General features: G+C 72.8%; 12 protein-coding genes. 6 read left to right on the top strand and 6 right to left on the bottom strand.

Annotated features, from left to right (window positions below):
• Positions 1 to 237 precede the first annotated feature (237 nt).
• On the top strand, positions 238 to 1,995 hold the full coding sequence (locus AB0C19_RS10110; RefSeq protein WP_357182284.1) for a CDP-glycerol glycerophosphotransferase family protein: 1,758 nt from the start codon (positions 238 to 240) through the stop codon (positions 1,993 to 1,995).
• Between the two features lie 105 nt (positions 1,996 to 2,100).
• On the opposite strand, the gene AB0C19_RS10115 is transcribed toward AB0C19_RS10110, so the two are convergent.
• A complete protein-coding gene (locus tag AB0C19_RS10115; protein WP_357182286.1) occupies positions 2,101 to 2,439 on the bottom strand; it encodes a DUF952 domain-containing protein in 339 nt (112 codons plus the stop codon).
• Positions 2,440 to 2,552: 113 nt separating this feature from the next.
• Between AB0C19_RS10115 and AB0C19_RS10120 the strand changes: the two genes are divergently transcribed.
• The 3 genes from AB0C19_RS10120 (at position 2,553) to AB0C19_RS10130 (ending at position 5,058) form a co-directional block, all read left to right on the top strand.
• The gene (locus tag AB0C19_RS10120) at positions 2,553 to 2,864 is read left to right on the top strand and encodes a hypothetical protein (protein ID WP_357182289.1); all 312 of its coding nucleotides are present in this window, start codon (positions 2,553 to 2,555) and stop codon (positions 2,862 to 2,864) included.
• Between the two features lie 97 nt (positions 2,865 to 2,961).
• Positions 2,962 to 3,618, top strand: coding sequence for a response regulator transcription factor (locus AB0C19_RS10125; RefSeq protein ID WP_357182292.1), 657 nt, complete (start codon positions 2,962 to 2,964; stop codon positions 3,616 to 3,618).
• Positions 3,619 to 3,627: 9 nt separating this feature from the next.
• Entirely contained in the window at positions 3,628 to 5,058 is a 1,431-nt protein-coding gene (locus AB0C19_RS10130; protein WP_357182295.1) for a HAMP domain-containing sensor histidine kinase, read from the top strand.
• 10 nt (positions 5,059 to 5,068) lie between these two features.
• Here the strand turns inward: AB0C19_RS10130 and AB0C19_RS10135 are convergent, their stop codons facing one another.
• From AB0C19_RS10135 to AB0C19_RS10150, 4 genes are all read right to left on the bottom strand, one after another.
• Positions 5,069 to 6,025 (bottom strand): TAXI family TRAP transporter solute-binding subunit, encoded by a 957-nt coding sequence (locus tag AB0C19_RS10135; RefSeq protein ID WP_357182299.1) that lies wholly within the window; start codon positions 6,023 to 6,025, stop codon positions 5,069 to 5,071.
• A gap of 64 nt (positions 6,026 to 6,089) precedes the next feature.
• Entirely contained in the window at positions 6,090 to 6,839 is a 750-nt protein-coding gene (locus tag AB0C19_RS10140; RefSeq protein ID WP_357182302.1) for a hypothetical protein, read from the bottom strand.
• A 106-nt stretch (positions 6,840 to 6,945) separates the two neighbouring features.
• A complete protein-coding gene (gene yaaA, locus AB0C19_RS10145; protein ID WP_357182305.1) occupies positions 6,946 to 7,743 on the bottom strand; it encodes a peroxide stress protein YaaA in 798 nt (265 codons plus the stop codon).
• Positions 7,744 to 7,808: 65 nt separating this feature from the next.
• Positions 7,809 to 9,464, bottom strand: a complete 1,656-nt coding sequence (locus tag AB0C19_RS10150) for a hypothetical protein (protein WP_357182308.1) — start codon at positions 9,462 to 9,464, stop codon at positions 7,809 to 7,811.
• A 174-nt stretch (positions 9,465 to 9,638) separates the two neighbouring features.
• Here AB0C19_RS10150 and AB0C19_RS10155 point away from each other — a divergent pair, with 174 nt between their 5' ends.
• Positions 9,639 to 10,679, top strand: a complete 1,041-nt coding sequence (locus AB0C19_RS10155; RefSeq protein WP_357182311.1) for a phosphatase domain-containing protein — start codon at positions 9,639 to 9,641, stop codon at positions 10,677 to 10,679.
• Positions 10,680 to 10,686: 7 nt separating this feature from the next.
• On the opposite strand, the gene AB0C19_RS10160 is transcribed toward AB0C19_RS10155, so the two are convergent.
• A complete protein-coding gene (locus AB0C19_RS10160; protein ID WP_357182314.1) occupies positions 10,687 to 11,334 on the bottom strand; it encodes a TetR/AcrR family transcriptional regulator in 648 nt (215 codons plus the stop codon).
• An 83-nt stretch (positions 11,335 to 11,417) separates the two neighbouring features.
• Here AB0C19_RS10160 and AB0C19_RS10165 point away from each other — a divergent pair, with 83 nt between their 5' ends.
• Positions 11,418 to 12,413: an alpha/beta hydrolase gene (locus AB0C19_RS10165; protein ID WP_357182317.1), complete on the top strand. Its 996-nt coding sequence runs from the start codon at positions 11,418 to 11,420 to the stop codon at positions 12,411 to 12,413.
• The last annotated feature ends 222 nt before the right edge of the window (positions 12,414 to 12,635 follow it).

The raw sequence follows: 12,635 nt of genomic DNA on the forward strand, positions 1-12,635 counted from the left end.
CGCAGTCAGTGACTGGGGCCCGAGCAGACAAGTTCGGTCGCCACTTCCTGACAAACTGCGCTGCGGACCTGGGGCACGGCATGTGACCTGCGCGGAAAGGTCGACCGGCGTCGTCCGGTCGGAGCCTGCGCGCCATGCCGGCCGACAGCCCCGGACCGCAACCGCAGTGCCGCCGAGGTTGACGTCGACCACACCACGGGCTCAGCCCGTCATGGAACTCGTAGGGAGCGAACTCGTTTGTTCGGCACGTTGACAGGACGCCTCGGGGTGGCCGCCCAGAGTGCGCTACTGGTACTGGCCTACCTGGTCATGCTCGTCGGTGGCGTATTCGGTTGGGTCGGCCTGTTCGCCGTCGCCGGGCTGGCCGCCATCATCGGCGAGTTCGCCGTCGCCCGCTGGTCACCGCCGTCGCAACTGCTGTTGGAGAAGGTGGGCCTGCACTGGTCGTACCGGCAACTGACCCGGGACCTCGCCGCCGTGTTGCTGGTCGCCGCCGAGGTTCGGCTCAGCGGTGGCGAGCTGACCCTGCTGCTGGTGCTGCCGGCCGCGGTGTGGGTCGTGTCGGTCTTCGCCGGTGCGCTCTCCACCATGATCGAGCGGCGTAACCCGCTCTCCGCCATGGTGCGCAACATCGAGCTGGGTCCACTGGCCAGCGCCCCCCAACCGCCCGCCTGGGCGGCGGCTGTCGCCGGTGACCGGATGCCCCTGCTCAACCTGCTGCTGGTGCCGGCCGGCGTGGCCGCCGCGGTGCAGCACGATCCGACGCCGTTCTTCGTGGCCGGCGCGGTGGCGGTCGTGGTGACCGGTCTGGTGGGCGCCATCATCGCGCTGACCTGGCTTCGGGGCCGGGGCGCCGGGCAGGGCCCGCTGTTGCCCGCTGTGCAGCGCTGGCTGGACAACTACCGGCCGGAGGTGGCGCTCTACTTCGCCGGCCCGGCCAAGGACGTCTACCAGGCGAACATGTGGCTCGCCCCGACCGAGGCGCTCCAGCAGCGCGCTGTGGTGCTGATGCGCAGCCGCGAGGCGTTCCTGGAACTGGCCGACACCCGGCTGCCGGTGATCTGCGTACCGGCCGGGGTCGACTTCATGAACCTCGACCTCGGCGGCATCCGCGCGGCGCTCTACTCCGCGAACGTCGGCGCGAACATCCACATGCTCCGCGAGCCGGGTACGAAGCACGTCTTCGTCGGGCACGGCGACAGCGACAAGCAGGCCAGCGTCAACCCCTACAGCAAGGTGTACGACGAGGTCTGGGTCGCCGGCCTGGCCGGCCGTGAGCGCTACGCGCGGGCCGGCGTGGGGGTGCTCGACTCGGACATCGTCGAGATCGGCCGGCCACAGCTCGCCGGGGTGCACACCTTCGGCGCCGAGTCGGTGGATCGGCCGTTCACAGTGCTCTACGCGCCCACCTGGGAGGGTTGGCTCGACGACGACCCGTACCATACCTCGCTGGTGCTGATGGGTGAGCGGATCGTCAAGGGGCTGCTCGCCACGAATCCCCGGGTCCGCCTGATCTACAAGCCGCACCCGCTCACCGGTTCGCGGTCCAAGGCGGCGAAGGTCGTGCACGACCGGATCGTCACGGCGATCCGCGCGGCCGGCGGTAACCCGGACGCGTCCTCGTTGGACGGCACCGCGCACCTGGTGGTCACCGGCCGCACACCGGGACTGTTCGACTGCTTCAACCAGACCGACCTGCTGATCAGCGACGTGTCCAGTGTGGTGTCCGACTTCGTGCAGAGCCAGCGGCCGTACGTGGTGGCCAACCCTGCCGGCCTGTCGGAGGACGATTTCCGCCGCGAGTTCCCCACGGCGCGGGCCGCGTACCTGCTCTCGAAGGACTGCGGCGAGCTGGAGAAGATCGTGTCGGTCACCCGGGCCGGTGACGACCCGATGACCGAGGCCCGCCGAGAGCTGAAGACCTACCTGCTCGGCCCGGCCGAGGCGAACCCGATGGACCGGTTCCAGCAGGAGATCGACAGGCTCTGCCACTGAGCTTCGTCCCTACGGCATCGCGCCCGGCCCGACACTGTCGGGCCGGGCGCGTCCGTGTCAGCCAGCAGAGCGGCCACCGGATCAACCCAGCAGTGCCGCGACCGGTCAGCCCAGCAGGGCGGCCACCGCGTCGGCGGCCGGAAGGTCCGCCGGCAACGCCCGCGCCTCCACCACCGCCGCGACCGGCAGCGGGCCGTACACGTGCGGGAAGAGCTGCCCGCCGCGCGACGGCTCCCAGCGCAGCGCGTCGCCCAGTCGCTCCTCCTCGACGCTGAGCACTGTCAACCCGGTCGCCCCGGTGAAGTGTCGCCGCGCCGTCTCGACCACCTGGTCGGCGCCGGAGAGATGGATGAACCCGTCCTGCCGGTCCACGGCGGAGCCGGTGAAGGCACCGGCGGCGAGGGCGTCGTCCCATTCGGCGTTCGACAGCAGTTTGTAGATCACCACAGCAGCGTACGGGGCCGTGGTCGGCGCGCCCGCCCGGTTTTCGCCGGTACCGCCGCGCCCGTCGCCTCCCGCCGGGCATGCTCAGGTCAAGGGCCGCGGAGGGATGGGCGATGAAGAGCTACGACGATGACTGGACCGACAGCCAGCGCGCGCTGTACGACGAGTGCTACCAGGCCGGCGGCGAGTGGGCCGATGACCCGGACACGTCGTCCGACGACGTGCAGCACGTGATCAACCTGGCCGAGGCGGACGACGATGCCTTCGAGGATGCCGAAATCGACTATCCGGCCCTGGTCGACGCGGTCACCCAGGCCAGCGGGGTCAACGTCACCAGCGTGCCGGCCAGCCACGAGGACCCGGGCTTCCGCGGGTTCACCGACGGCGTGCGGGACGCCACCGCCGACGACACCTTCGGCCTGTAGCGTCCGGTAGCCCGCCCAGCGCGGGTGGGCGGCCTCCCGGTCCGCGCGCACTTCTGCCACCATTCGCAGAACAGCGCTGCGAGGGACGGGGGCACGGGTGCGGATCCTGCTGGTGGAGGACGACCGCCGGGTGGCCGCTGCGCTGTCCTCCGCCCTCACCCGCCGGGGGTACGAGGTCGAGCACGCCGCCACCGTCGCCGCCGCGCTCTCCGCCGCACCCTGCGATCTGGTGCTGCTCGACCTGACCCTGCCCGACGGGGACGGCACGGATCTGTGCCGGGAGTTGCGTCGGCGCAGCAGCCAGCTCGGCATCATCGCGGTGACCGCCCGGGGCGAGGAACGCGACCGCGTGCTGGGTCTGCGCCTGGGCGCTGACGACTACGTGGTCAAGCCGTTCTCGATGGTGGAGTTGCAGGCCCGGATCGAGGCGGTGTTGCGCCGCGCCGCGAACGCCGCGCCCGAGCGGCACCTCATCGAGGCCGGGCCGGTGCGCATCGACGTGGCCGCGCGGACGGTGAGCGTCGACGGCCGTGCCGTCACGTTGACCCGCAAGGAGTTCGACGTGCTGCTCTCGCTGGCCCGCCAGCCCGGGGTGGCGGTGCCCCGTGATCGGATCCTGCTCGACGCCTGGGGCACCACCTGGGCCGACCGGCACACCGTCGAGGTGCACGTGGGGTCGCTGCGCGGCAAGCTCGGCGACGCCCGCCTGGTGGAGACCGTACGCGGCGTCGGCTACCGGCTGCGCGACGCGTGAGGAGCTGACGTGCGCCGTCGCCTGGTGATCAGCTATTTGCTGCTGATGGTCCTCGTCCTCATCGCGTTGGAGACCCCACTGGCCGCCACCATGGCCAGCCGCGAGACCGAACGGGTCCGCGCCGACCGGCTCGCCGACGCCACCCGGTTCGCCTCGCTGGCCGGCCCGGCGTTGCGCGACGGCGGCCCCGGCCCGATCGAGTCTGAGCTGACCAGCTATGACGACCTGTACGCGATCAGCGCCGCGATCGTCGACAGGGACCGGAACATCCCGGTCTCGTCGCCGAGGTGGCAGGCCAGCCCGGGGACCGCGACGGTGCTGGACGTGGCCCTGTCCGGGCAGCAGACCAGCGCCCCCGAGTCGGTCTGGCCCTGGACGACCGACCCCGTGGTGGTGGCGGTACCGATCAACGACGGGGGTGAGGTGCTCGGAGCGGTGGTGATCGTGACCCCGGCCGGTCCGATCCGTCGAGCCGTCATCGCGTGGTGGCTGTTGCTCGCCCTGGCCGGTCTGCTCGCCGTGCTGGCCTGCGTGCTCACCGCGTTCGGGCTGGCCGGTTGGGTGCTGCGCCCGGTCACCGAACTGGACGCGGTCACCCACGAGATCGCCGAGGGCGACCGGGGCGCCCGGGTGCAGCACCGGTTGGGACCGCCGGAGCTGCGCCGCCTCGCGGCCAGCTTCAACCACATGGCCGACGTGGTCTCCGACGTGATGGACCGGCAGCGTGCCTTCGTCGCCCACGCCAGCCACCAACTGCGCAACCCGCTCACCGCGCTGCGGCTGCGGGTGGAGGAGTTGGGGCCCAGCCTCACCGACCCGGACGGTCGGTCCGAGCACCGGCTGGCCCTGGAGGAGACCGACCGACTCGCGTTGGTCCTCGACGCGCTGCTCACCCTCGCTCGGGCCGAACGGGAGGAGAACGAGCGCGTCACAGTTGACGCCGCCGCGGTGGCCGCCTCCCGGGTGGCCGCGTGGGCGCCGCTGGCCCGGCACCGGTCGGTCGCGTTGCGGCTGGCCACTACCGACGCCCCGGCGTACGCCCAGACCGTGCCGACCGCCGTCGACCAGGCCCTGGACGCCCTCATCGACAACGCGGTGAAGTTCAGCGGGGCAGGCGGGGCGGTGACGGTGACGGTGGCCAGCCGCGACGGCGGGGTGGCGCTGGAGGTTAGCGACTCCGGCCCCGGCATGACCGAGAGTCAGCTCGGCCAGGCCACCGAGCGGTTCTGGCGGGCCCCGGACGCGCAGAACGTGGACGGCGCTGGGCTCGGTCTGACCATCGCCGCCGTGCTGGTGGACGCCTCGGACGGGCGGCTCACCATGCGCCCGGGGGAGTCGCGGGGGCTGATCGCCGCCCTGTGGTTCCCGACGCCGACCCTTGCGGTGGAGTCGGCGGAGGAGGAACCGGCCGCCGACCTGCGCCCCTCACCGGCACGGTGAGGCCCGGCCGTCACGGTTTGGTGGCGCGGTACCAGGACGCGGCGCCCGGGTGCAGCGACAGCGGCGCGGTGACGATCGCCGAGCGGGGGCTCATCCGGCCCGCCGCCGGATGGGCGGCGGCCAGCTCGGCCCGGCGTTCCATCAGCAGCCGGGTCACCTCCCGGACCAATGGCTCCGGCAGGTCGGCCCGGACGATCAGGTAGTTCGGGTCGGCGACGGTGGTCACCGCGTCCACCCCGTACACCGAGCGGGGGATGTCCCGGGAGACGTAGACCTGGCCGTAGCGCGAGCGCAGCGGCTCGGTCCACTCGCTGAGGTCCACGATCCGGATGGCGCTGGCCTCGGCCAACTCCTCGATGCCCCGGACCGGCAACCCGCCGGAGAAGAAGAACGCGTCGATCCGCCCGGAGCGCAGGGCCGCCACCGAGTCGTCCAGTCCGAGCCGCTCCCGCCGCACCTCGTCACCACCGAGGCGGGCCACCTCCAGCAGCCGGGTCGCGGTGATCTCGGTGCCCGAGCGGGCCGCGCCGACGGAGACTCGCCGGCCGCGCAGGTCGGCGACCGTGCGGACCGGACCGCCGCTCGTGGTGACCAGGTGCAGTTGGTCGTCGTACACCCGGGCGACGGCGTCGACAGTGGGGCTTCCCGCAGTGCTGGTGGGCAGCACGTCGGCCTGGGTGAAGCCCAGCTCGGCCCCGCCGGAGCCGACGAGTTGAACGTTCTCCGCGGAGGCGGCGGTGATCACCACGCTGGCCCGTACGTCGGGGAGTTCCCGGTTGAGGATGGCCGCCAGGGACTGCCCGAACGCGTAGTAGACAGCTGTGGGGCTACCGGTGGCGATCCGGATCGACGTCGGCTCGGTCGGGGCGTCCCGGCAGCTGGCGACGGCCAGGTTCGCGATCAGCAGCACCGTCGACAGGGCGGCCAGGCCGGCGCGGCGGGACGAGGTACGACTCACGCGGTGCACTGTGCGCCGTCGGGCGGGTGCGCGCAAGCCCGGGTTGGCGAGGTGCCGGACGGTCCGAACCCGATCAGCAGGCCGCGCGACCTGCCGGCGCCAGGCCCGCGCCCCGCGCCGACGTCGGGGTCACCCCGCGCGTCGTCGTCCCGGGTTCCGCCATCGGGCCGCGCGCCGGCTCCAACGCCGCGCTGCGCAGGATCCGTTGCCGGTCCGGGCCGTCGGCCACGCTGACCAGGAAGCAACCGGTGCCGGGGCGGAGCCGGGCCGGCACGTCGAGCACGGCCGCGCCTCGGATCAGCACCGCGGCCAGCTCCCGGTCGGTGAGCCGGACACCGAGGATGTGCCGGCGGACGTGCCGCCCGGCGGCCAGCAACGCCGAGCGCCAGGCTGCCTCCGCCAGGCGGGTCACCAACCGTCGGCGGGCCGGTGAGGCGCCAGGTAGCGGCCCGCCGAGCAGCTCGCGTCGCCCCTGCCACCAGCCCGCGTCCAACATCCGGGTGTACGCGCCCTGGTGCTCCCGGGGCACCCACAGCCGGTGCAGCTCGTAGCGGCGACGCAGGCCGCCGACGGCCACCTCGTGGGTGACCGGGATGTCCAGCCGGTTGAGCAGTTGCCGCATCCGCTGCGCGGCGTCCTCCCTGTTGAACTCCACACCGGCGGTGTGCTCGGCACGGACCGCGTTGGGCCGGGCGGCGGTCGGTGGCGGTGTGCACCGCAGCAGGCAGGCAGCCTCGAACGCGTCGCCCAGTGTCAGCCAGCCCAGCGGGGATGGGGTGGTCGGGGTGTGGGGCCGGTCGAGCACTGCGGGTTCGTGGGTCAACGGAGGCTCCCTTGTCGGAGTCTGGGTTGCCCTACCGTGGCCCCTGCCACGCCGTTACGGAACCGGTCCGGCCCAGCCTTGAGCAAATCTTGCGGCTGCGGTGCCGCTACAGGTCCGTGACCACCAGATCCACCTGGCGCACCCGGCCCGCCGCGGTGGCCTGCTCCAGCACCGTGTGCTTCAACTCCCGCAGGGTGCCCACCAGCTCCGCGGCGCTGCGCGGCCGGGCGCCGGCGACGAGCAGGTCCCGGACCAGACGCCCCTTGGTGGCCTTGTTGAAGTGGCTGACCACCGAGCGGACCGGCACGCCGTCGACCTCCCGCTCGTGCAGAACCCGCACTGTGACAGTGCGCTCGGCCAGCTCACCGCGCGGCGTCCAGGTGGCGGCGTACGCGCCGGAGCGCAGGTCCAGTACCGGGCCGCGCCCGGCGGCGGCGTCCACTGCCGGCGTCAGCTCCTTGCGCCAGTACGTCGACAGCGCCCCGACGTCGGGCAGGCGGGCGCCGATCGGGCAGCGGTACGGCGGGATCCGGTCGGCCAACCGGACCGCGCCCCACAGCCCGGAGCTGATCAGGATCGACCGGCGGGCCGCCCGTTGCGCAGTGGCCGGCAATGAGGCCAGGTCCAACGCCTCGTAGAGCACCCCGGTGTAGAGCCGCTCGGCCGGTGCGGTGGCCGCCTCCCGCAGGCGGGCGTTGCGCCGCAGCTCGCCCCGCTGGCCCTCGCTGAGGCCGAGCGCCGCTCGCGCGGCCTCCTCGTCCGGCCCGGCGCTCAGCGTCACAAGGGCGTCCAGCACCCGCTGGCGGGCCGGGTTCAGCTCGGGCAGCGAGAGCCGGTCCGGGGCCCAGCGCCGTCCGGTGCCGGCGTCGGCCTTTCCCTCCGAGGGCGGCAACAGGATGAGCATGGGTCTCCTCGACGGGCGAAACGGCGGCGCCCCACGCGCCGGCCCGGCCAGCGTACGACCAGCCCCTACCGCCAGGGCCGCACCGGGGTGTCGGGGTGGTACACGCGATAGCCGCCGACCTCCCGCACCGGCGAGGCGTCGGCCCGGTCGGCGAGCAGCCGGCGCAACCGCCGGTCCATCGGCGAGTCGATCTCCACCACGTAGCCCGGCCGCTCGGCCCGCCCCACCTGCCGCCAGTACGGCCGGTAGCGGTTCTGCCCCGGCGACAGGTCCCCGTCGAGTACCCCGCACACCACCGACTCATCCGTGTTGAAGATCAAGCGGTTGCAGGTCCAGTAGTCGCCGTACACCTCGTGGGGTCCGTCGGCGCGCAGCGCGGCGGCCAACTCCCGGGCCTGGCGTTCCTCGGTCCGCGACGGCGCGGTGCCGGTGGCCGCGAACAGCACTGTGATCACCAGGGTGGTCACTGTCAGCGCGGCCAGCACGGCGGCGGACAGCGCGCCGGTGAACCGTCCCACCACGCTGCTGGTGCCCCGCCAAGCGGTCAGCGCCGCCACCCAGAGCGGCCAGAGCACCGCCGGCAGCGACAGTTGCAGCACCGACAGGTACCGGGCGTTGTCCAGCGGGCTGGTCGCGGCGAGCGGACTGCGCACGTACGACAGCAGTGTCAACGCCGCGCCGGCGATCAGCGCGAGCTGCACGACCGGCCCGACCCGCTCCCCACGCAGCGCCCCGGCCGCGCGGCCGACCCGCTCCCCACGCGGCGCCCCGGCGGCGCGACGGTACGCGAGCACCGCGAGTGCCGCGCCGGCCAGCAGCAGCAGCGGGTACAGCACGCCGAACCACTGTTGCCAGCGTCCGCAGCCGTCCACCGGGCAGAGTCCGTGCGCCAGCGGCACCCCCTCCAGCAGGCCGCCCCGGACCCGGTCCGACCACTGCGGCTGCGGCCCGGCCTTGGTGCTGACCTCCCGGAACACCGACAGCGAGTCCTCACCGGGCCCGGCCCGCAGGTTGTCCACGATCATTGGGGCCACGCCGACGACCACCCCCACCAGCAGCAGCAGACCGGACCAGCCGAGCAGCTCCCGCCGTACCGCCCAGACCAGTGCCAGCCCGGCTACCGCGAGGTACGGCAGGATCAGCCAGTCCGACCAGACGGCCAGCCCGACGAGCAGCCCGAACAGGCCGATCGCGAGGCCTCGGCGGTGGACAGTGCCGGCCGCCAAGCCCACGGTGATCAGCAGCATCAGCAGCACCGCCGGCTTCACCTCCGGCCGCCCACCGACGACGGTGAGCTGGTCGCGCACCACCCGCTCCGGCCCGAGCGCGAGCAGACCCACCACGAAGGCGGCGAACCACGGGGTGCCGAGCCGGCGGGTCAACCGGTGGATCAGGTAGAGGAAGATCGCGTACAGCGCGAGCATCGGCAGGCGCAGCACCGGCCAGCTCGGCCCGGCCACCGCCACCAGGGGAGCGGCCAGGTACGACTCCAACATCCCCATGTAGTGCTGGCCGTAGAGGAAGACCGGGTGTTCCCGGCCCTGCCCGATGTGCAGCGCGGCGAGCCCGAAGGTCGCCTCGTCGCTGTTCGACACCGGCACCGTGAACAGCGTCAGGACCAGCCGGTAGACGACACCGGCGAGCCCGAACAGCAGCGCGACGAGCGCCGGCCGATCGAGTCGCGGGCGCCGTCGCCCACGGTGCTGCTCTGGATGCGACACGACCAGCGCCCCCGTCGTCGTCCCGACCGGAGTGTTTCACGTTCGGTCGGGTCGCCGAGGTGGATCGGCGCAGCCGGGGTGGGGGTGGATCGACTCCACGGTGGCCGGGCCGCAGCGGCGCGGCCGGGGTCGGCTCGCGTGGCCGTGGCTGTCGACGTGTGGCAGGGTTGGCGCGTGCCACCCACTCCCGCCGGCCAACTGGCCGTTCCGAACCTGCACCGGGCTGCGCGGATCGAGGACGCCGTGCACCAGCTCGTCGAGCGCCGGCTGCGGCGCACCGGCTGGCGGGTCAACATCGTCGCGTACACCGGCTACGGCGCACCGGGTTGGGTGCGCGTGATGTGCCGGGTCCTGCTGGGCCGTCCGGACACCCGGCAGCGGGGCCGGCTGGACAAGGTCCGCGGCTGGCGCAGCTTCACGACGCTGCCGAACAAGCACGTCACGGTCACCATCGAGGCCGGTGGGGTGCGGCACGAGACGCGGGCCGACCGCAGCGGCTTCGTCGACATGCTGGTCGAGGCGGACCTGCCACCCGGTTGGGGTACGGTCCGGCTCAGTGTCCCGGACGCCGAGCCGGTCGACGCCCCGGTGCGCATCCTCGACCCGGAGGTCAAGTTCGGCATCATCTCCGACATCGACGACACGGTGATGGTGACCGCGCTGCCCCGGCCGCTGCTCGCCGCGTGGAACACGTTCGTGCTCGACGAGCACGCCCGCAACGCGGTGCCCGGCATGGCGGTGCTCTACGAGCGGCTGGTCACCGCGCACCCCGGCGCCCCGGTCTTCTACCTGTCCACGGGCGCGTGGAACGTGGCACCGACGCTGACCCGGTTCCTGTCCCGGCACCTCTACCCGGCCGGGCCGCTGCTGCTCACCGACTGGGGCCCGACCGCCGACCGCTGGTTCCGCAGCGGCATGGAACACAAGCGGGTCACCCTCGCGCGGCTGGCCCGGGAGTTCCCCGACGTGCGCTGGCTGCTCGTCGGCGACGACGGCCAGCACGACCAGGAGATCTACCGGGAGTTCGCCGCCGCCCACCCGGAGAACGTCGCCGGGGTGGCGATCCGCCGGCTCTCCCCGACCCAGTCGGTGCTGGCCGGCACCCTGCCCGCCCCCGCCGGTCGCCCGTCGTCGGGGCCGGTGGGGCAGAAGTGGCTGTCCGCGCCGGACGGCGCCGGCCTGTGGCAGCTGCTGCGCGACGCCGGCCTGGTGTGACGGCCGGTCAGGACGACGGATTCCCGGCGTCCTGCGGTGCGGTGCCGAGGGACCGGCGAAGCATGGTGACCAGTTCCTCGGCTGCGTGGCGGCTGTCGAAGTCGGGGTCGGCCAGGCGTTCCGACACGATCGCGTCGATGGCCCCGTTCACGATGACGGCGGTGGCCTGCGGGTCGATGTTGGGCCGGTAGTCGCCGGCCGCCCGCGCCGCGTCGATCAGACCGGCGACCGCCTCCCGCCGACTGCGCGCGTTCGGCGTGTCAGCGATGCCGGTCTCCTCGCTCAACGCCTCGACGATCATCCGGGTGTGGTCCGGGTGGTCGCGCAGGTACGCCTCCAGGGACCGGACGTAGGCCTCCACCGCGGACGCGCCGGATCGTGCCCCGACTTCGGCGCCGACGTACGCGGTGAGGGACTCCAGGACCGAGGCGTAGGCGGTCCGCACGACCGCGTCCTTGGACGGGAAGTGGTAGAGGACGGCGGCCTTGGAGATGCCGGCCCCCTCCGCGATGCGGGCGAGTGAGGTGCCCCGATAGCCGTGCCGGGCAACCAGATCGATTGTCACGCCGACGAGTTGCGCCCGCCGCGCCTGCTCGGTGATCGTGAGTGGCTTGGCGGCGCGGACCTGCGCTGACATGGCGTCGTTCGGGTGCACCCGCTTACCGTACCGGCCCTCTCGCCCACCATTCTCTGACCTAGCGGTTGTATTTTCTACCGCGCGGTTAGTAATCTGACCTCATGGTAGTGAATGTCGTGCGGAGGATGGGCAGGTTCCTGTCGGCGCATCGGCGGCTCCTGATCCGGGCCGCCGCGGTGCTCGCGGTGATCACTGTGGCGATCGCGTACGCGCTGCGCGACCCCGCACCCGTCGGCTACTTCACGTCGACGGAGTCCCATGATCGTTTCGTCGGTGCGTACCGGGAGGCGATGGCGGACCTGCCGGCCCCCGACCGCACGCTCGACGTCCGAACCGGATACGGCGTCGTGCGGCTCTACCACTTCAGCGGCGGCACCGACCCGGCAGCCGCGCCCCTGCTGCTTCTGCCCGGCCGGGCGTCGGCGTCACCGGTCTGGGCGGACAACCTGCCGTCGCTGCTGCGGTCGCGCAACGTCTACACCGTCGACCTGCTCGGCGAGCCGGGCATGAGCATCCAGCAGCGCCCCATCACGGACACGACCGCACACGCGCATTGGTTGCACGAGGTTCTGCTGGCGCTGCCCGAGCCGACCATCCACCTGGTCGGCGTGTCGTTCGGCGGTTGGACGGCGATGAACCTCGCTGTGCATCTGCCACAGAAGGTCGGCAGTGTCGTACTGCTCGATCCGGTCCTGGTCTTCGCTGACCTGTCAGCGGAGGTGGTGCTGCGGTCCATCCCGGTGAGCGTCCGCTGGGCGCCCCGATCCTGGCGGGACAGCTTCGCCAGCTGGACGGCGAACGGCGCCCCGGTGGAGGACGTACCGGTCGCCCGGATGATCGAGGCCGGCATGCAGGCGTACGTGATGAAGCTGTCCGCCCCGACCCGGCCGTCCGAGGACCAGCTCGCGGCGGTCGACGTCCCGGTGCTCGTCCTGATGGCGGGAAAGTCCCGCCTGCACGACGCTGGCGAGGCCGCGAAGCTGGCGAAGCGGTCCCTGACCCACGGCACGGTGAAGACCTACCCGGACGCTTCACACGCCATCAACGGCGAATACCCGAACGAGATAGCCGCCGACATCTCCTCGTTCGTCAATTGAGGGGCGAACCCTCGTCGACGTCGGCGGCATGACCCGGCCAGCTCAGCCCTGCCGCAGGCGAACCGCGCCCAGCGGCGGCTCCTGCAGGGCCGCCGACGCCACCATCCCGTGCCACGGCCTGTCCTCGCGGTGCACAGCCGCCCCCGAGGCCGGGAGCTCGGCCCGCACATGCGAAACCCCCGGACACCGCTTTCGCGGTGCCCGGGGGTTTCGGCCCTTCGG

It is taken from the genome of Micromonospora sp. NPDC048842 (assembly GCF_040649935.1).
GTDB lineage: Bacteria > Actinomycetota > Actinomycetes > Mycobacteriales > Micromonosporaceae > Micromonospora > Micromonospora hortensis.

Bases quoted from the DNA above. Each gene is read 5' to 3' on its own strand.
- yaaA (WP_357182305.1), bottom strand. From the start codon at position 7,743: ATGCTCATCCTGTTGCCGCCCTCGGAGGGAAAGGCCGACGCCGGCACC.
- AB0C19_RS10165 (WP_357182317.1), top strand. From the start codon at position 11,418: ATGGTAGTGAATGTCGTGCGGAGGATGGGCAGGTTCCTGTCGGCGCAT.
- AB0C19_RS10120 (WP_357182289.1), top strand. From the start codon at position 2,553: ATGAAGAGCTACGACGATGACTGGACCGACAGCCAGCGCGCGCTGTAC.